We start from the raw sequence: 16,874 nt of genomic DNA on the forward strand, positions 1-16,874 counted from the left end.
TTGCCCACTTGTCCACTCACGGTGAGGCCGGTGCCAGCCATGGACATCTCCTTTCTCGGTGGTCCCCGCGCCCAGCGCGGTGTGGGAGTCGTGGCCCCCTTCGACTTCGCCCTGGACCGCGAGCTGTGGCGCTGGGTGCCCGACGAGGTGTCGCTGCACCTGACCCGGACCCCGTTCGTGCCGGTCGAGGTCAGCCTGGACCTGGCCCGGCTGGTGAGCGAGCACGAGACCCTCGGGGACGCCGTGCGCGCGCTGACCGCCGTCTCCCCGGAGGTCGTCGCCTACGCCTGCACCTCCGGCAGCTTCGTCGGCGGGGTCGCCGGGGAACGGGCGATGTGCGCGGCGATGAGCCTGGCGGGCGCGCCGCCCTCGGTGACCACCTCCGGCGCGCTGCTGGAGGCGCTGGCCGAGCTGCGGGTGCGGCGCGTGGCGCTGGTCACGCCGTACACCGTGTCGGTGACCCGGGCGCTGGAGGACTTCGTCGCCGAGGCCGGCGTGCAGGTGACGGGCTGCGCCTTCATGGGGCTGACCCGGCACATCTGGCAGGTGCCGTACCGGGAGGTCGTCGCCATGGCACGGCGGGCGGTCCGCCCCGGCACCGCCGACGCCCTCTTCATCTCCTGCACCAACCTGCCGACGTACGACGTGATCCCCCAGCTGGAGGCCGAGCTGCGCATCCCCGTGCTCTCGGCCAACCAGGTCACGATGTGGGCTGCGCTGCGCCGGATGGGTACCCGGGCCGTGGGGCCCTATCAGGCGCTGCTGGACGAGGCCGCGCGTGCCTGGCCCCCCGTACTGCCCGAAGAGACGCAGGAAGGCTGGACATGACCGCACTCGGATTCCTCTACCCGGGCCACTCCGCCGAGGACGACTATCCACGCATCGAGCAGCTCCTGGGCAGCGACATCCGGGTGGACCTGGTGCACACCGACATCGGCGAGGACGCGCACCGGGTGGACGCGCTGCGCGAGATGGGCTCCGCCGAGCGGCTGGGCGCGGGCATGGAGGGGCTGCGGCTGGCCGGCGCCGAGACGGTGGTGTGGGCGTGCACCAGCGGCAGCTTCGTGCACGGCTGGGACGGCGCCCAGGACCAGGTGCGCGCACTCGCCCGGCTGGCCGGGATGCCGGCCTCCTCCACGTCGTTCGCCTTCGTGCACGCGGCGCGCGAGCTCGGGGTGCGCCGGGTCGCCGTCGGGGCGACGTACCCGCAGGACGTGGCGGAACTGTTCGGCGACTTCCTGCGGGCCGGCGGTCTGGAGGTGGTGGGGATGCGCTCCTCGGGGATCGTCACGGCCGCGGAGGTCGGCACCTGGGGGGAGGAGGACGTGCTGACCCTGGCCCGGGCCGCCGACGTGCCGGACGCGCAGGCGGTGCTCCTGCCGGACACCGCGCTGCACACCGCCGCGCACCTGGCCCTGCTGGAGAAGGCGCTGTCCAAGCCGGTGCTCACGGCCAACCAGGTGACCGTCTGGGAGGGGCTGAGGCTGGCGGACCGCCGGGTGAACGCGCCGACCCTGGGCACGCTCTTCACGCGCGAGCCGATCGTGCAGGTCTGACCGGGGGCCTCCCGCGGAACGGGAAGGGCGCGGGTCGGGTCCGCCCCGGAATAAACGGAGACCGCCTCCTGTTACGGCACGGCAGGACAGCCCACGCCACAACCAGGAGGCCACACCGTGTCGGCAGACGAGATCCGGGGCACGACGCACGGGACCGCTCCCGTCCCCCTCTCCGTACTGGACCTGGCGACCGTCGGCGCGGGAAGCACCGCCGGCGACGCCCTGCGCACCAGCGTCGCGCTGTCCCGGCTCACGGAGGCCCGCGGCTTCCACCGGTACTGGATCGCCGAGCACCACTCCATGCCCGGGGTGGCCTCCTCCTCGCCCGCCGTGATCCTCGCCCACCTCGCCGCCAACACGGAGCGCATCCGTCTCGGCTCGGGCGGCGTCATGCTGCCCAACCACGCCCCGCTGGTGATCGCCGAGCAGTTCGGCACGCTGGAGGCGATGGCACCGGGACGGATCGACCTGGGCCTCGGCCGGGCGCCGGGCACGGACGGGGCCACGGCCGCCGCTCTGCGCCGCAGCGAGACCCTGAACGAGGGCGCCGACGACTTCCCGCAGCAGCTCGCCGAGCTGACCCGCTTCCTGGACGACGACTTCCCCGACGGGCACCCGTTCCGGCGGATCCACGCGATCCCGGGCCCGGTGCAGGGCACCACCGCCGGCGGCGTCCAGTCCGCGCACCGGCCGCCGATCTGGCTGCTCGGCTCCTCCGGCTTCAGTGCCCGCCTGGCCGGCCTCCTGGGCCTGCCCTTCGCCTTCGCGCACCACTTCTCCGCGCAGAACACCGTCCCGGCCCTCGACCTGTACCGGCAGACCTTCCGCCCCTCCGCGGTCCTCACCGAGCCGTACGCCCTCATCGGCGTCTCCGCGCTCGCCACGGACGACGAGCGCGAGGCCGGCCGGCAGACGCGTGCCATGGCGGTGAACATGCTCCGGCTGCGCACCGGACGCCCCGGACTCTTCCCCGACCCGGCGGACGTGGAGAAGCAGGAACTCGGCGCGATGGAGGAGGAGTTCATCGCCTCCTGGACCGCGAACGTCATCAACGGCACCGCCGGTGAGGTCCGTTCCGGCCTCGACGATCTGCAGAAGCGCACCGGCGCCGACGAACTGATGATCACCAGCCACGCCCACCGCGGGGAACTGCGCCTGCGGTCCTACGAGTTGATCGCGGACGCCTACGGGTTGCCGACCGCGTAGGACTGGGTGCCGAGCAGCTCGGAGATACGATCCGGCGACACCGGGCGGGAGTACAGCCAGCCCTGTCCGGTGTCGCAGCCGATCCGGCGCAGCCTGCTGGCCTGGGCCGAGGTCTCCACGCACTCGGCGGTGACGGTCAGCCCGAGCCGGTGGGCCAGCTGGATCATGGCCTCCACGATCACCTCGTCGGCGGGGTTGGGCGCGAGCCCCTTGGCCGCCTCCTCGTACTGGAAGCCGCGGACGAAGGAGCCGTCCAGCTTCAGGACCGACACCGGCAGCCGGCTCAGGTAGGCGAGGTTGGAGTAGCCGGTGCCGAAGTCGTCGATGGCGATGCGCACCCCCATGTCGCTGAGGGCCTGCAGGGCCTGGAGCGGGCGGCCTCCGGACCCCATCACCGCCGACTCGGTCAGCTCCAGCTGCAGCAGGTGCGGGGCCAGTCCGGTCTCGGCGAGGATCTCCGCCACGTCCGCGACCAGGTCGGAGTCCCACACCTGGCGCACGGCCACGTTCACGCTGACGAAGATGGGCGGTTCGCCGGGGTGGTCCAGCTGCCAGCGGCGGGCCTGCCGGCAGGCGGTGTTCAGCGCCCAGCGGCCCAGCTGCACGATGGAACCGTCCTCCTCGGCCAGTCCGATGAACCGATTCGGCGTCAGTGTGCCGAACTGAGGATGATTCCAGCGGATCAACGCCTCGACCCCGCTGAGCCGTCCGTCCTCCATGCCGACCAACGGCTGGTACTCCAGCGCGAACTCACCGCGCTCGATGGCGGGACGCAGGGTGGAGGCCAGCGCCTGACGGGTCATGCGGTGGGCGTTGCGCTCGGGGTCGAACAGGGTCCAGCGGCCCTTGCCGTCGGCCTTCGCCCAGTACAGGGTCGTGTCGGCGGCCTGCATCAGGCCGGTGGCGGTCGTCCCGGCCGCGTGCCGCTCCACGACGCCGATGGAGGCGGTCAGGGACAGCCGCTGGCCCGCCAGGTCGAAGGGCTCCTGCAGGGCGTTCAGCGCGGATTCCGCGAGGTCGGCGAGCTGTTCGGTGCCGGTGGAGTCCTCGACCAGCAGGGCGAACTCGTCCCCGCCGAGCCGGGCCACCAGGGGAGTGGCGGCGCGCGCGTACCCGGCCTCGTCGGCGACCCGGGTCAGGCGCTCGGCGACGGCCGCGAGGAGGCGGTCGCCGACGCGGTGGCCCAGGGTGTCGTTGACGGCCTTGAACCCGTCGAGGTCCAGATAGCACAGGCCGACCCGGCCGGTACCGGTCTGCTCGTAGGACTCCGCCTCCAGCGCGGCGGTCAGCCGCTCGAAGAACAGCGTGCGGTTGGGCAGCCGGGTCACCGGGTCGTGCATCTGCAAGTGCCTCAGCCGCGCCTGGAGTTCGCGGCGGGCGGTGATGTCGACGACCGACAGCAGTACCCCGGGCCCGCCGCCGGTCAGCGGGGCCACGGTGACCTGCACCCACACCGACGGGCCGTCGGGGTGCTTCAGCCGGCGGGTGCAGCGCAGCCGCGCCTGCCGGCCGCGCAGCACCTCGCGGTAGGCGTGCCAGGCGCGGGCGTCCGAGGCCAGGTCGACCAGTTCGGCGGCGACCCGCCCGGTCAGCGCCCCCGGGTCGGCGCCGACCAGCTCGCCGAAGGCGGCGTTGGCGCTGACGACGGCCCCTTCGCGGTCCACGACGGCCATGGAGAGCGGGGCGGCCGCGAAGACACGGTGGTAGGTGGTGTGATCACTGTCTGTTACGGCTGACCGGTCGAGGTCTGCCGCGGGCGTCGGCCCTTCGGACGTTCCGCTCACCGCTCGCTCCCGCAGTGCACTCGATCTCTGTCCGTGCCGGAAAGTGTGCCGATCATAGAGGCTGGCCCCGGGGCCTTCCAGCCGGTCTCCAGTGTCCCGGATCCGGCGGGGGTTCTGACAGATCGTTTCTGCCCGCAGCTGGACGGGTTCTTCAGGCCCCCGACCAGTTGTGACGTTCCGTGAGTGTTCCGGGGTGTCGAGCGCCGGAGCGCACCGGTGCGTGCGCGTGGCGCGCTCACCCTTCTGGTGCAGACAAACAGGGCGTAGTATGTCAAATCGCAGCAATCTGGGTGCTGGATTCCGTGAATCGCACTCGGAGGTCATGTCGTGCCCAAGTTGCGCAGCACCGCCGCTGTGGTCACCACGCTGTCGGCGCTCGCCGCGACCTCGATCCTCACCGGCCCGTCGGCCGCCGAGCCCTTCTCGACGGCCCCGTGCGCGCTGCACCGTACCGAGGCCCACCACTCGGAGGGCGTGGACAGCTGGAATCCGGACTACACCCGCCCGAACGGCACGCGCGACGCGGTGATGATCTTCCTCTCCTTCCCGGACGCCACCCCGCGCACCACCCCCGCCGAGCTGACCGCCGACCACTTCCCTGCCACCACCCGCTTCTTCACCGAGTCCTCCTACGGCAAGTTCACCCTGCGCCCACACCCGCTGGCGCACTGGCTGCGGATGCCACGCCCGTCTACGGCGTACGCCATAAAGCGGGACTGGAGCCCCGAGGACCGGGCCGCCTATCTGCGTGACGCGTTCGCCGCGGCCGACGCCGAGGTCGACTTCTCGCGCTACCAGGTCGTCTACTTCGTCGCCGACCCGGACGCACCCGGCGTCGACTCGGACGCCACCAAGGTCGTCAACCTCGACCCCCCGCAGCGGGCCGACGGCACGGACGTCCGCCGGGTGGTCACGGTCTTCGAGAAACACCCGCCCGACCGGCTGGTCCTCGCCCACGAGAGCGGCCATGTCTTCGACCTGCCCGACCTCTACCATCGCCCGGCCGACGGCAAGGGCGACTGGGACACCTACGTCGGCGACTGGGACCTGATGGGCAGCCAGTTCGGCCTCGCCCCGGACCTGTTCGCCTGGCACAAGTGGCGGCTCGGCTGGCTGGACCAGCGCCAGGTGGTGTGCGTGCGCGGCACCCGGCCGACCCGGCTCACCCTGGAGCCGGTCGAGGTGGGTCCCGGCATCCCGGCGCAGCGCGCGGGCGGCTGGCCCGGCTTCGGCCTCGGGGCCGGGGTGAAGCTGGCCGTCGTGCGCACCGGCCCGGACAGCGCCCTCGCCTTCGAGGTGCGCAGCAGGGCCGGCAACGACCGCACGACCTGCCGCGAGGGGGTGCTGATCTACCGGGTCAACAGTGGCGCGGAGTCCGGCAGCGGCCCGGTCGAGGTCGTCGACGCCCACCCGCACACCGACGCCTGCTGGGAGAACTCGGTCTATCCGCCCCTCGCCGACGCGCCGGTCTCCACCGGGGAGACCTTCACCGTGCCCGGGGCGAACGTGCGGGTGGAGGTGGAGGGGCGGACGGTGTCGGGGGCGTGGACGGTGAAGATCACGCCGGGGGCGACGGGCTGAGCCCCGCTCCGGGGCGTGCGTGTACACGAAAACGGCGGGCCGGATTCTTTCGAACCGGACCCGCCGTTTCCTTCGCGTGCGCCGCCAGGGACTCGAACCCCGGACCCGCTGATTAAGAGTCAGCTGCTCTAACCAACTGAGCTAGCGGCGCCTGCTGACGTCGTAGACCTTAGCATCCTGATCGGCGGGAGGAAAAATCGATATCCGCACCGCCGAGCGGGCCGCCCGTACGGCCGCCCACAGCAGCACCTCCGGGCCCGGCAGCCAGGGGTGCCGGGTGTCGGGGGCGACTAGCCAGCGGGAGCTGCCGGGGGTGTCGTTCCCGGTCAGGGCCGGTACGGTCACCGCGTCCCCGGGGCCGTGGCACAGCAGCGGGGGCACCTCGTCCGTGCGGTGCGACCCCCACTCCTCCCAGTTCAGCAGCGAGGGCAGCCGCTGGGCCGTGCCGGGGGCGGTGAACAGCAGGACCCGGCCCCGGAACACCGCGACCGGGCCCGATCCGGGGCCCTCGTCCCACAGCCGGTCCAGCATCCTGCGCCCGAAGATCGCGGGGGCGCTCACCACGTCGAAGACGGTGCCGCAGGGCAGCACGATCGGGGCGTCCGGGCGCTCCTCCCAGAGGGCCAGCGTGCTCCGGGGATACGTTCCTGCCGAGGCGAGCCAGGTGACGCCGTCGGGGGTGGCGCGGGTGACGTTCGGTGCGCTGCTCATGTCGTCCAGGTGTACCGGCCGTGAGCGTGCGATTCCCGTGAGTTGCGGAAAGTCGGGACAGGAGGGGACGGGGAGGAGTATCTTGCCCGCCTGGCATATGCCAGTGGGGGGAGCCAGGGGCCGACCGGGGCTAGACGGGGTCGGCGGAGGTCCGTCCCTCGCTGTTGCCCCGCATCAGGTCCCGCCCGAACTCGACCATCTTCTTCGCGTAGTCCTCGGTCCACTCCGCCCGGTCGGCGATGTCCGCCGGGGTCAGCCGGTCGAACCGGCGCGGGTCGGCGAGCTGGGCCGCCGCGACGGCCTGGAACTCCACGGCCCGGTCGGCGGCGGCGCGGAACGCCTGGGCCAGCTCGGTCGCCCGGGACAGCAGCGCCCGCGGATCCTCGATCCTCTCCAGGCCGAAGAAGTGCTCGGGATCTCCGGCCGCCTCCGCGGGCTCGAAGAGCAGGGGCGCGGGGCGTAGCCGCGGTTCGTTACGACGCGGCGTGGGCTCCGCCATGTCTCGTCTCCTCCTCGTACGGTTCGCTGTGCCCCGCCTTCGGGCGGGCCACCGTCCATTGTCCCGCGCCCACGCAAGGGGGGCCTAGGGCCGCCAGTTCACGCGGTGTTCCGAGAGGTGGGCCAGGACCGCGTGGTTCGCCTCCCAGCCGTCCGGGAACTTCACCAGGGTGCCCAGCTGGACCGGTTCCGTGGACGGGTAGTCGTCCAAGAGGTCGCCCACGCCGGCCCGGCAGACCACGATGCACGCGTGGCGGTGCCGGGAGGCCAGCACGCACAGGCGGCCCGTCTCCAGGTGGAAGGCGGTGGCGTCGGGGCGGCCGGAGAGCGGGTGCAGGACCACCGTGATGTCGTACTCGCGGCCCTGGAGGCGGTTCGCGGTGTCGACCGTCACGTCCGTCACACCGAGGTCCGCCAGAGCCGCGCGGACCGCCGCCGCCTGGTCGCGGTGGGCCGTGCCGACGGCGACGCGGTCGGCGGTGAGCGGGGCGGGGTCCGGCGAGCGCTCCGAGACGGCCGCCCCGCCGCGGTCCAGCAGACGGCGGACGACCACCGCCACCGCCCGCACCGCCTCGGGGTCCGTGCGCGGGGTGTGCCGGGCGGGCAGCTCCAGCAGGCCCCAGCCGGACTCCGCCGCCTCGTCGATCACCCGGTCCGGCCCCGAGCCGTCCGAGGGGACCGCGAAGGTCAGGCGGCGGTCGCCGTGCTCCGTGCCGCTGCGGAACGGCGTGTACGGGTAGAACGCGTCCGAGACCAGCGGGGCCGCGGAGGCCGGCAGGCGCCAGGAGACCGGCAGCCGATGCTGGGGCAGGCCCGGATTGTGGGCCAGAAGCGTGGTCACGGCCGAGGCCGACGGATCGTAGGACAGGCCCGCCCACTGCTCGCTGCCGACGATCGCGAACGGATCCAGCTGACCCGGATCGCCGACGAACAGCGCCCGCTCGAACAGGCCCGCCACGGCCAGCAGGGAGTCCGAGCGCATCTGGTACGCCTCGTCCACGATCGCGTGCCGCCACGGCTCGTCCACCTTCACGTGCGCCCACTTGGCGGCCGTGGAGAGGACGACCGGCAGGCCGTTCAGATCGGCCGCCTTCGCCGACGTGCGGACCTGCGGCAGATCGTCCAGCGCCTTGTCGTACGGGTCGCTGTCGCTGCTGTGCAGCCGGCCGACCGGCAGCTCGGGATCCTTCTCGGCCAGGCGCAGCACCAGGTCGTCCACCTGCGCGTTCGTCTGCGCCACCACCATCAGCGGGCGGCCCGCGCGGGCCAGTTCCAGGGCCGCGCGGACCACCAGCGTGGACTTGCCGGCGCCCGGCGGGGAGTCCACGACCACGCCCCGCTCGGTGCCGTGCAGGGTGTCGTCGAGGATCGCTTCGGTGGCGCGGGCGGCAGCGGCTCCGGGGTCGAAGCCGACCGTCGTCACAGCACGTCCTCCTCGGTCACAGCACGTCCTCCTCGGTCACGGCGTCGGGCGCCTCCGGCACGGCCTCGCCCGGCGGGCCGCCGTGCGTCCACGGGGTCTCCTCCTGGTCGGGCAGCTTCGCCCCGCCCCGCTGCTCGTGCTCGAACAGCGTGAAGCAGATCCGGTCGCCCTTCTCCGGCACCGACCCGGGCTCCGGCTCCTTGCCCCGGCCCATCTTGTCCACGATCCGCAGCACCAGCACACCCTCGCCCTCCAGGCCGACGAACTCCGCCGCCTGCGGCTTGCCGCCCAGTGACCGGTACACCTTCGCCCGCTCCGCCAGATGCGGCCGGTCGTCCGTGCGGACCGTCACCAGCGGGCGCGGGCTCGGCCGCTTGCTCTCGCTGTACGCCATCACGACGTCGGTCACCTCGCCCGCGAACGCCTCCCCGGCCAGCCGCCGCCCCGCCATCACCAGCGGATCGTCCAGCGCCTCCTGCGCCTCCAGCCGGGCCTGCTCACGCTCGCGCGTGGCCAGCTTGTTCGCCGCCGTCACCGCGTCGTCCCGGCGCGGCTGCGGCGGCTCGCCGGCCAGCACCCGGTCCCGGTGCCCGGTGAACGACCAGCGGTCCCGGGTCCAGCGCTCCTCGACATGCGCGCCCTCGGGCAGCGCCCGCAGCAGGTCCAGGCCCCGCCACACCGCGTCCCAGGTCGGCCGGGTGCGGCTCTCGACGAGGTCGCGGACCTCCCGCTCGGCCGCCGTGAGCGCGGCCAGCCGGTCGTCGGCGGCCAGGGCGTCCTCGGCGGCGGCGAGGGCGGTTCGCGCGCGGTCGTAGCGCTCGATCGCCGGGGCCAGCAGCTTGTTGTCGAACGCCGGGTCGGTGGCCGGACCGGCCGGCGGGCACAGCAGCTGCCCGGCCGCGTCCCGCGCCAGCTCGGCCCGGCGCGCGGCCTCCGCGCCGGAGCTGTCCTGCGGCGGGTCGATCCAGGCGAGCAGCGCGCCCAGGTGCTGGTCCTCCAGACCGGACTGGCCACTCGCCCAGTGCCGGGACAGCACCTCGGTCAGGGCGAGCAGCAGGGAGGATCCGGGGACCCGGGCCCGCTCGCCGTAGTGCGTCAGCCAGCGGCCGAGCAGCGGCACCCGGGGCGGCGCCGGATAGGGCGCCTCCGGCTCCTGCTCGGCGGTCCGGCGGAACCGCATCGACCGGCCCAGCAGCCGTACGAGGTCCAGGCCCGCGCGGCTCGGCACGACCAGCTGGGGCGCGTCCGCGCACAGCTCCACCTCGACCTTGACCCGCTTGCCGGTCTCCGGATCGGTCTCGGTGCGCTCGGCCGCCTCCACCGACTCGGCGTAGGAGTCGATGTACGGCAGGACGACGTCGGCCAGTTCGGCCAGGAACGTGAAGCGCAGATCGCGGTCGCGCGGCTGCGGCACGACCAGCAGGCGCGGGGCGTCCCGGTCGGTGCCGACCAGCGCGCCGAGCGGGGCACCGGCCTCACCGGCGGTGGTGAGCGGCACGAACACCAGCGGGCGGTCGGCCAGATGCCGGTGCCGGACGGTCGCCGCGGGCTGGGCGCGGCCGCTGCTGACCGCCTCGAGGCGGGCCAGCGTGGTGATCAGGGACATACGGCCGCCTCCGCGTCCGCCGGCGCCCCCGCGTCCGCCAGCGCCTCCGCGCGCAGGGCGGCGGCCCGGCGCAGGGCCGCCACAGCCGGGTCGTTCGGGTCGCCGCTCAGGCCGCGGGCCGCCGCGAGGACCTCCTCGACCGTGGTCAGACCGCCCAGCTCGGCGCGCAGCGGGCGGCCGAGACGCGTGACGGCGCCCGACTCCCGGGACCGCTCCCGGCAGTGGAAGGCCAGCTCGCACGCGGACAGGCAGTCGGGCGCGTACGCCGCCGGCACCGCCTCCACGGCCGCCGTCAGCTCCTCGGCGTCCCGGTCGGGCCCGAAGCAGAGCCCCTCGGGCAGCGCGTCGGCGATCTCCTCGATCCGGGTCAGCCGGGCCAGCTGGCGTGCGGTGACCGCGCGCTGCTTGCGGACGTCCACGGCGGAGCCGGCGGGCAGGTTGGAGAAGTCCTTCGGACACACCAGCAGCACCCGGTGCCGTACGCGCGGCGCCGGGTCGAGGCGGGCGGCGACCTCCTCCAGGGCCAGCACGTACACCGCCGACTGCCGGGCCGCGGCGCCGACCTTCGCCGGGTCCGCGGAGCCGTCCAGCATCGGGAAGGACTTGATCTCCACCACCGACCAGCTGCCGTCGGGGTGCACCACCACCGCGTCCGGCTCCAGGAAGGCGAGCGAACCGGCCACGTCCAGGGCGAGCATCGGGTGGTCCAGCAGCGTCCAGCCGCCCGCCTGCGTGGCCTCGCGCAGCGCCAGCGCCGTACGGGCCGTACGCCCCTCGGGGCCCTGCGCGGTCAGGTCCGGGACGGCGGCGCCCTCCGGAGGCTCGGCGCCCGGGTCGAGTCGGGCGTGCACGAGCCGCAGCAGCTCGGCGCCGCCGTCGGCCTTCACCTTCGCCTCGAACGCGTTCCCGCGCGTCAGCGCGAACTGCGACTGCCCGAAACCGGACGGCGCGCCCAGCGCACCCGCCAGCCGCGCCTTGTCCACCCCGGCGCCGTCCAGGATCGCCCGTCGCTCGCACCCCGGGTTCGCCGCGAGCGCCGCGAGGGCGCGCGCGTCCAGGGGCTTGGCGGGGACGTCGGGACCGCGCAGCTCAGCGAGCCGGTGCCGGAGCCCCTTCTCCCGCGTCGCTGGGGGAGGCGTCCGGCTCGGCTGCGGCGTCGAGCTGCGACTCGCGCTGCCGTGGAATTCGCTCACCCGCGGAAGTCTGGCATCCGGCACTGACAATCGGGGAACCCGAGCCTTCCGTGACCGGTGCGGTGCGCGGGAACAGCCGTTCCCGGACCAGGTCTGCGGCCCGCATCACCCGCGGCGCCAGCAGGAGTCCGACGCCCATCACGGCGACCCCGGCGACCGCGTCCAGGAAGTAGTGGTTGGCGGTGCCCATGACCACGAGCGCGGTGCCCAGCGGGTAGAGGACGCCGAAGACCTTCGTCGCGCGCGTGCCGCCGTACCGCCACAGCATGATGCCGCACCACAGCGCCCAGCCGACGTGCAGACTCGGCATGGCCGCGTACTGGTTGGTCATCCCGCCCATGCCGCGTGGCGCACTCGCTTCGCCGCCCCACCAGCCGTACGAGCTGTAGTGGGCCATCGTGTCGACGAAGCCGTGGTCGGCGGAGAGCAGCCGGGGCGGGCAGGTCGGCAGCAGGGTGAAGCCGATCAGACCGATGAACGTGGACGTCATCAGCCAGGTGCGGACCGCCCGGTAGTGCTCGGCGCGGGCCCGGAACAGCCAGACCAGGATGGCGGGCGTGACCAGGTAGTGCAGCGAGGCGTACCAGAAGTCGGCCGGCACGCCGAGCCACGGCTCGCGCGTGAACAGGCGGTTCAGCGGGTGTTCGGCGTTCAGGTGCAGCAGCTTCTCGAAGCGCAGGATCGCCAGGCCGTGGTCGACGGCGCCGGCGACGTCCCCGCGCGCGAGGAGGCGGCCGGCCGAGTAGCAGCCGTAGACCAGGAGGATCAGCGGAAGCTCGGTCCACCAGCGCAGCCGGGTACGGGGGGCCACCTCGGTGCCCGGTGTCTCGGTCTGCGGCATCCGATTCGCCCTCCCCCTTCTGCCTTCTGCTGTGCCGTCCGCCCGGCGGGCGACCGTGCCACTTTACGGTGTGCGTCCGTCACCCATGAGGGGCACTCCGGCCCTGGAAGACGCCGGGATCGCCCACCGGGTTGCCCGGCGCGGGCGTGAGCGATGATGGAAGGGTCTCGTCCTGTTGTTCCCGTGACGTCCGTTCGACGTCCACCTCCCGGAAAGGCCCCCCATGGCACCGCGCATCCTGCTGGCCCGGCACGGACAGACGGAATGGTCGCTGTCCGGCAAGCACACCGGCAGGACCGACGTACCGCTGCTGGAGGAGGGCCGGCGCGGGGCCAAGCTGCTCGGGGAGCGGCTGCACCGGGCGCCGTTCGACGGCCTGCCGGACGTGGAGGTGCGGACCAGCCCGCTGGTACGCGCGCGTGAGACGTGCGAACTCGCCGGGTTCGGCGAGCGGGCCGAGTCCTGGGACACGCTGATGGAGTGGGACTACGGGGCCTACGAGGGGATGACGCCGGCCGAGATCCAGGCCGTGCGACCGGGGTGGTTCATCTGGCGGGACGGGGTGCCGGAGGGGGAGAGCATCGCCGAGGTGACCGCGCGGGCGGACGAGGTGGTGTCGTGGGCACGGTCGTCCGACCGGGACGTCCTGGTCTTCGCCCACGGACACGTGCTGCGTTCCATAGGCGCCCGCTGGCTGGGCCTTCCCCTGGACTTCGCCGCGCGGATACGCCTGAACCCGACCTCACTGTCCGTCCTCGGCTGGGCGTACGGGGACCCGGCGATCGAGAGCTGGAACGACGTGGGGCACTTGGCGGGGTGAGGGGGGCGATGACGGCGACGAGCAGCGTCCCCGCCTAGGCCCGCGCGGTGCGCGGCGTGGAGGCGTGCCGTTCCAGGAAGTCCGACACACCGGACGCCCGCCGGTGCGGCAGCAGCACCCGGGCCGTGCCCGCCAGCATGCTCTGGATGCGGGAGGACTGGACCTGGTCCAGCAGGGCGAGGACACGCAGCCCGGCGGCCGCCGCCTCGTCGGGCCGCCCCTCGCGGGCCAGGTCGTCGGCCAGTTCCGCCGTGTACAGCGCGATGTTGCGGGTGAAGTGCGGGTCCTGGAGATGCGCCGCACGCCGCGCGTGCCGGGACGCCCGCCGCCAGTCGCCCAGCGTGGACCAGCACTGTGCTTCGAGACCCTCCAGCTCGGCCTCGCCGTAGAAGCTCATCCACTCGGGGTCGGCCTCCGACCGCCCCCGCTCGAACAGCGCCTGCGCCCGGACGAGCGCCTGTTCGCAGCCGGTGCGGTCGGCGAGGCCCGCCCAGCCGCCCGCCTCCCGCAGGGCGAGCAGGGACATCAGCCGCGCGGAGCCCAGCGGGCGGGCGGCGCGCTGGGCGGCCTGCGCCGCGCGCACCGCCTCCCGGGGCCGGCCGGCGTCCCGCGCCAGGAACGCGGTGTTGCAGAAGGCGTGTGCCTCCAGCCCCGGGTCACCGGTCATGCGGGCGGTGGCCAGCGCCTCGGCGTAGTGCGAGCGGGCGTCGTCGTAGCGGCCGGAGTCGTGCGCCAGCCAGCCCACGGAGATGGCGAGTTCACCGGCACCCGCGTGCAACCGGTCCGCGGTGGTCTGCCGGGTCGCGCCGGCGTCCAGCAGCGCGTAGGCGGCGCGCAACGGAGCCGCCGCGCGCCGGTAGAGGCCGTCGGCGCCGTGCCGGTCGTCGAGCAGCCGGATGCGGCGGACGGCCTCCTCCAGGGCCGCCGCCTCGGGGGTGCCGGGCCGGCGCGGCGGCCGGACCGCGGCCGTCGCGTCCGTGGTGGGCCGCAGCGGGCCCAGCGTGGCGGCGGCCACCGTGGCGCCACCGCCGGTCATGAATGCGCGACGCAGCACGTCGCTCTCCTCGTGGTTCAGTTGGTCGTTCTCATGCGTGTCGTACGGCTCGAAGGCCCCCGGTGACTCAACCGGCGGCTCACCGGGCGGCGCACCGGCGGTGAGCGCCGGGTCCGCGTCCGGGATCGCGCGGGCCGCGCGTCCGCGGACGGACGAGCGGGGCGCGAAGCCGAGGTCGGTGAGCGTCCGGCCGGGGAACATGTGCATGAACACCCGTTCGTACGCGTAGTTGGGGCAGCGGATCTCGCCCGCCTCGACCCTGCCGACATAGCGCGCGTCACAGCTCACCCGTTCACCGATCTCGCGCGCGGCACGGCGTACCAGTGCCGCGAACTCGGCCGGTGAACGACTGCCGCGCAGCTGCCGGAAGGCGAGGTTCGGCCGGGGTGGCCGTTCGGGCTGTGACGCGGTCTCGGTTGACGACGCCATGGCCGGGTCCTCTCGTGCGAACCGTCGAACCATGCCGGTGCCGGGGCGGATTCGGACGAGTTGTCCGAGTGACGCCCTGGTTCCGGCGGGCATGAACGTACCTGCTGTGAAGGACCCGCCACGCTGTGTTTGGCTACAAACCGGATATCTCATCCACGATCTGCCATGAAGTGCCATCCTTTGCGGCGCACTTGTGCCGTAGCCGTTGACGAGGTCGCGCGTTGAACTCCATGGACCGCAACAGGGCTGTGTGGTGGAGGCCGGCATGGAGACCAGCCAGAGCAACGAACCTTGTCCTACGGCGCCGTCGCCGGTGGGCGACGCGGTGTGCGACCTCGTGACGGTGCCGGCCCGGCAGGGCCTGGAGGCGGTCGACATCCTGCGCCGCGGGGCCGGGGACGCGGTCGGGCCCGTGCTCCACGACGACGGCTGCGACACCCTCGGCTTCCTGGTGCCGGCCGGCACGGCCGCCGGCTGGGACGTACCGGGCAGCACCTGCACCGAGACGAACGGCCACGGCCTCCGGCTGAACCCCGAGCCACCGGTCGAGGGCTCCGACTGGCTGCTGCCGCCCGGCGAGGCCGACCTCGCCACCGATCCGGCGGTGCTGCGCCGGGCCCTCGGGGAGGCGGCGCGGATGATCGCGGCGGCCGACAACTGCCGCTGACGCGCTCACCCGGGTCACCTGCGAAAATGGACGGATGGGCAGGTCCAGGAACACCCGGCGCAGGTCGGCCGCCGTCGAAGCCGTCACGGAGACGGTCGACGGCGGGCTCGCACAGCTCGTACCCGACCCGGACCGCGACCGGGCCTGGACCCTGCTGATCGACGGGGCGCCGCAGTCGCACGTCGACCTGGACGACCCGGGGTACCTGTCCTTCGAGTACCAGCGCCGCCTCGGCCACGTCATCGACCTCGCCGCCCCGCCCGGCAAGCCCGTGCAGGCCGTCCACCTCGGCGGTGGGGCGTTCACGCTCGCCCGGTACGTCGCCGCCACCCGCCCCCGCTCCACCCAGCAGGTCGTCGAACGGGACGCGGCCCTCGTCCAACTGGTCCGCCGCGAGCTGCCCCTGGACCCGAACGCACGCATCCGGGTGCGCTCGACCGACGCCCGCGCGGGACTGGCCAAGGTGCCGGACGGCTGGGCCGACCTGGTCGTCGCCGACGTCTTCAGCGACGCCCGCACCCCCGCCCACCTCACCTCCGCCGAGTTCCTGGACGAGGTCCGCCGTGCCCTGAGACCGGGCGGGGTCTACACCGCCAACCTCGCCGACGGCCCCCCGCTCGCCCACCTGCGCGGCCAGATCGCCACCGCCGCCGCCCGGTTCGGGGAACTCGCGCTGATCGCCGACGCGGCCGTCCTGCGCGGCAAGCGCTTCGGCAACGCGATCCTGGTCGCCTCCGACCATCCGCTGCCGCTCGCCGAACTCACCCGCCGCGCCGCCTCCGACCCGCACCCGGGCCGGGTGGAACACGGCAGGCGGCTCACCGACTTCACCGGCGGCGCCGCCCCCGTGACGGACGCGGCGGCGGTCGCCTCCCCGGCCCCGCCGCCCTCGGTGTTCCGGTGAACACCCGCCCCGGTCAGTAGGTGCCGATCTCCACGTGCGGCGGCCCGTCGTGCCAGGTGCAGAACACCGACACCCGGTCCGTGCCCCGGCTGAACTCCACCCGGATCCAGGTCTGCGTCTTCCACACCTGCATCGACCAGCCGGTCCCCGGGGTCGCCGAGACGAGCGTGGCGCTGGACGTGCCCAGCTCGAACACCGCCCGGCCGCCGTCGGTGTCGTAGGCCTTGACCTGCCCGGACGTCGGCGCGGACGCGGTCGCGGTGCGGGAGGGCGCGGTGCCGTGGGCCGGGGTGCGGGTCCCGGTGGGGGCGGGCGGCCTGCTCGACGGGGCCCGGGACGGGGTCGGGGACGGCAGGGGCCCGGAGCCCTGGGCGGTGGTGTCGGCCGCGGTGACCGGCAGGGCGCGCGGGGGGTCGTAGGCCGTCCCCGTCATCACCGTGTGCACACCCCACCACGACAGCGTGACCGCCGCTCCCGTCGCGAGCAGCCACGCCAGTACGTGTACGAGTCCTCTGCGCATCGCGGGCCATACTGCCGCACGGGGCACACCGGTTGTCCACAGGGGCCGCCCTGTCCACAGGTCCCGGACCGGTGCGGGCCG

The 16,874-nt window shown here is 73.9% G+C and carries 16 protein-coding genes and 1 tRNA gene; 7 read left to right on the forward strand and 10 right to left on the reverse strand.

Features of this window, described 5'->3' with window-relative positions; all coding sequences use genetic code 11:
• Positions 1 to 39 precede the first annotated feature (39 nt).
• The 3 genes from AB0N17_RS07050 to AB0N17_RS07060 all read left to right on the forward strand — a co-directional run bounded on the left by AB0N17_RS07050 (position 40) and on the right by AB0N17_RS07060 (position 2,762).
• Positions 40 to 828, forward strand: coding sequence for an aspartate/glutamate racemase family protein (locus AB0N17_RS07050; RefSeq protein ID WP_366010110.1), 789 nt, complete (start codon positions 40 to 42; stop codon positions 826 to 828).
• Positions 825 to 1,556, forward strand: a complete 732-nt coding sequence (locus AB0N17_RS07055) for a decarboxylase (protein ID WP_366010111.1) — start codon at positions 825 to 827, stop codon at positions 1,554 to 1,556. Before AB0N17_RS07050 ends, AB0N17_RS07055 begins: the two co-directional genes overlap by 4 nt.
• Positions 1,557 to 1,673: 117 nt before the next feature.
• On the forward strand, positions 1,674 to 2,762 hold the full coding sequence (locus AB0N17_RS07060; protein ID WP_366010112.1) for an LLM class flavin-dependent oxidoreductase: 1,089 nt from the start codon (positions 1,674 to 1,676) through the stop codon (positions 2,760 to 2,762).
• Here the strand turns inward: AB0N17_RS07060 and AB0N17_RS07065 are convergent.
• Positions 2,741 to 4,546, reverse strand: a complete 1,806-nt coding sequence (locus tag AB0N17_RS07065) for a bifunctional diguanylate cyclase/phosphodiesterase (protein WP_366010113.1) — start codon at positions 4,544 to 4,546, stop codon at positions 2,741 to 2,743. The two genes, AB0N17_RS07060 and AB0N17_RS07065, sit on opposite strands and share 22 nt — an antisense overlap.
• 327 nt (positions 4,547 to 4,873) lie before the next feature.
• Here AB0N17_RS07065 and AB0N17_RS07070 point away from each other — a divergent pair, with 327 nt between their 5' ends.
• On the forward strand, positions 4,874 to 6,127 hold the full coding sequence (locus tag AB0N17_RS07070; RefSeq protein WP_366010114.1) for a M6 family metalloprotease domain-containing protein: 1,254 nt from the start codon (positions 4,874 to 4,876) through the stop codon (positions 6,125 to 6,127).
• A 77-nt stretch (positions 6,128 to 6,204) separates the two neighbouring features.
• Here the strand turns inward: AB0N17_RS07070 and AB0N17_RS07075 are convergent.
• From AB0N17_RS07075 to AB0N17_RS07105, 7 genes are all read right to left on the reverse strand, one after another.
• Positions 6,205 to 6,278: transfer RNA gene (locus AB0N17_RS07075), tRNA-Lys, on the reverse strand.
• A complete protein-coding gene (locus AB0N17_RS07080) occupies positions 6,269 to 6,838 on the reverse strand; it encodes a bifunctional DNA primase/polymerase (RefSeq protein WP_366010115.1) in 570 nt (189 codons plus the stop codon). Before AB0N17_RS07080 ends, AB0N17_RS07075 begins: the two co-directional genes overlap by 10 nt.
• A 130-nt stretch (positions 6,839 to 6,968) precedes the next feature.
• The gene (locus AB0N17_RS07085; RefSeq protein ID WP_366010116.1) at positions 6,969 to 7,337 is read right to left on the reverse strand and encodes a hypothetical protein; all 369 of its coding nucleotides are present in this window, start codon (positions 7,335 to 7,337) and stop codon (positions 6,969 to 6,971) included.
• Positions 7,338 to 7,421: 84 nt separating this feature from the next.
• The gene (locus AB0N17_RS07090; RefSeq protein ID WP_366010117.1) at positions 7,422 to 8,759 is read right to left on the reverse strand and encodes an AAA family ATPase; all 1,338 of its coding nucleotides are present in this window, start codon (positions 8,757 to 8,759) and stop codon (positions 7,422 to 7,424) included.
• A gap of 16 nt (positions 8,760 to 8,775) precedes the next feature.
• Complete coding sequence (locus AB0N17_RS07095; RefSeq protein WP_366010118.1) at positions 8,776 to 10,365, reverse strand: hypothetical protein; 1,590 nt, start codon at positions 10,363 to 10,365, stop codon at positions 8,776 to 8,778.
• The gene (locus AB0N17_RS07100; RefSeq protein ID WP_366010227.1) at positions 10,356 to 11,453 is read right to left on the reverse strand and encodes a hypothetical protein; all 1,098 of its coding nucleotides are present in this window, start codon (positions 11,451 to 11,453) and stop codon (positions 10,356 to 10,358) included. Before AB0N17_RS07100 ends, AB0N17_RS07095 begins: the two co-directional genes overlap by 10 nt.
• Position 11,454: 1 nt before the next feature.
• Entirely contained in the window at positions 11,455 to 12,399 is a 945-nt protein-coding gene (locus tag AB0N17_RS07105) for a phosphatase PAP2 family protein (protein WP_366010119.1), read from the reverse strand.
• 223 nt (positions 12,400 to 12,622) lie between these two features.
• Here AB0N17_RS07105 and AB0N17_RS07110 point away from each other — a divergent pair, with 223 nt between their 5' ends.
• A complete protein-coding gene (locus tag AB0N17_RS07110) occupies positions 12,623 to 13,219 on the forward strand; it encodes a histidine phosphatase family protein (protein WP_366010120.1) in 597 nt (198 codons plus the stop codon).
• Positions 13,220 to 13,253: 34 nt separating this feature from the next.
• Here the strand turns inward: AB0N17_RS07110 and AB0N17_RS07115 are convergent, their stop codons facing one another.
• On the reverse strand, positions 13,254 to 14,702 hold the full coding sequence (locus tag AB0N17_RS07115) for a hypothetical protein (protein ID WP_366010121.1): 1,449 nt from the start codon (positions 14,700 to 14,702) through the stop codon (positions 13,254 to 13,256).
• A gap of 265 nt (positions 14,703 to 14,967) precedes the next feature.
• Between AB0N17_RS07115 and AB0N17_RS07120 the strand changes: the two genes are divergently transcribed.
• Together AB0N17_RS07120 and AB0N17_RS07125 are read left to right on the forward strand one after the other, a co-directional pair.
• Positions 14,968 to 15,369, forward strand: a complete 402-nt coding sequence (locus AB0N17_RS07120) for a hypothetical protein (RefSeq protein WP_366010123.1) — start codon at positions 14,968 to 14,970, stop codon at positions 15,367 to 15,369.
• Positions 15,370 to 15,403: 34 nt separating this feature from the next.
• Positions 15,404 to 16,273, forward strand: a complete 870-nt coding sequence (locus tag AB0N17_RS07125; protein WP_366010124.1) for a fused MFS/spermidine synthase — start codon at positions 15,404 to 15,406, stop codon at positions 16,271 to 16,273.
• Positions 16,274 to 16,286: 13 nt separating this feature from the next.
• Here AB0N17_RS07125 and AB0N17_RS07130 read toward each other — a convergent pair whose 3' ends face one another.
• Positions 16,287 to 16,793 (reverse strand): hypothetical protein, encoded by a 507-nt coding sequence (locus tag AB0N17_RS07130; RefSeq protein ID WP_366010125.1) that lies wholly within the window; start codon positions 16,791 to 16,793, stop codon positions 16,287 to 16,289.
• Positions 16,794 to 16,874 lie beyond the last annotated feature (81 nt).

This window comes from Streptomyces sp. NPDC051133 (assembly GCF_040682635.1).
In the GTDB taxonomy this organism is placed as follows: domain Bacteria; phylum Actinomycetota; class Actinomycetes; order Streptomycetales; family Streptomycetaceae; genus Streptomyces.

Bases quoted from the DNA above. Each gene is read 5' to 3' on its own strand.
- AB0N17_RS07080 (WP_366010115.1), bottom strand. From the start codon at position 6,838: ATGAGCAGCGCACCGAACGTCACCCGCGCCACCCCCGACGGCGTCACC.
- AB0N17_RS07055 (WP_366010111.1), top strand. From the start codon at position 825: ATGACCGCACTCGGATTCCTCTACCCGGGCCACTCCGCCGAGGACGAC.
- AB0N17_RS07115 (WP_366010121.1), bottom strand. From the start codon at position 14,702: ATGGCGTCGTCAACCGAGACCGCGTCACAGCCCGAACGGCCACCCCGG.
- AB0N17_RS07095 (WP_366010118.1), bottom strand. From the start codon at position 10,365: ATGTCCCTGATCACCACGCTGGCCCGCCTCGAGGCGGTCAGCAGCGGC.
- AB0N17_RS07085 (WP_366010116.1), bottom strand. From the start codon at position 7,337: ATGGCGGAGCCCACGCCGCGTCGTAACGAACCGCGGCTACGCCCCGCG.
- AB0N17_RS07130 (WP_366010125.1), bottom strand. From the start codon at position 16,793: ATGCGCAGAGGACTCGTACACGTACTGGCGTGGCTGCTCGCGACGGGA.
- AB0N17_RS07105 (WP_366010119.1), bottom strand. From the start codon at position 12,399: ATGCCGCAGACCGAGACACCGGGCACCGAGGTGGCCCCCCGTACCCGG.
- AB0N17_RS07050 (WP_366010110.1), top strand. From the start codon at position 40: ATGGACATCTCCTTTCTCGGTGGTCCCCGCGCCCAGCGCGGTGTGGGA.
- AB0N17_RS07120 (WP_366010123.1), top strand. From the start codon at position 14,968: ATGGAGACCAGCCAGAGCAACGAACCTTGTCCTACGGCGCCGTCGCCG.
- AB0N17_RS07110 (WP_366010120.1), top strand. From the start codon at position 12,623: ATGGCACCGCGCATCCTGCTGGCCCGGCACGGACAGACGGAATGGTCG.
- AB0N17_RS07125 (WP_366010124.1), top strand. From the start codon at position 15,404: ATGGGCAGGTCCAGGAACACCCGGCGCAGGTCGGCCGCCGTCGAAGCC.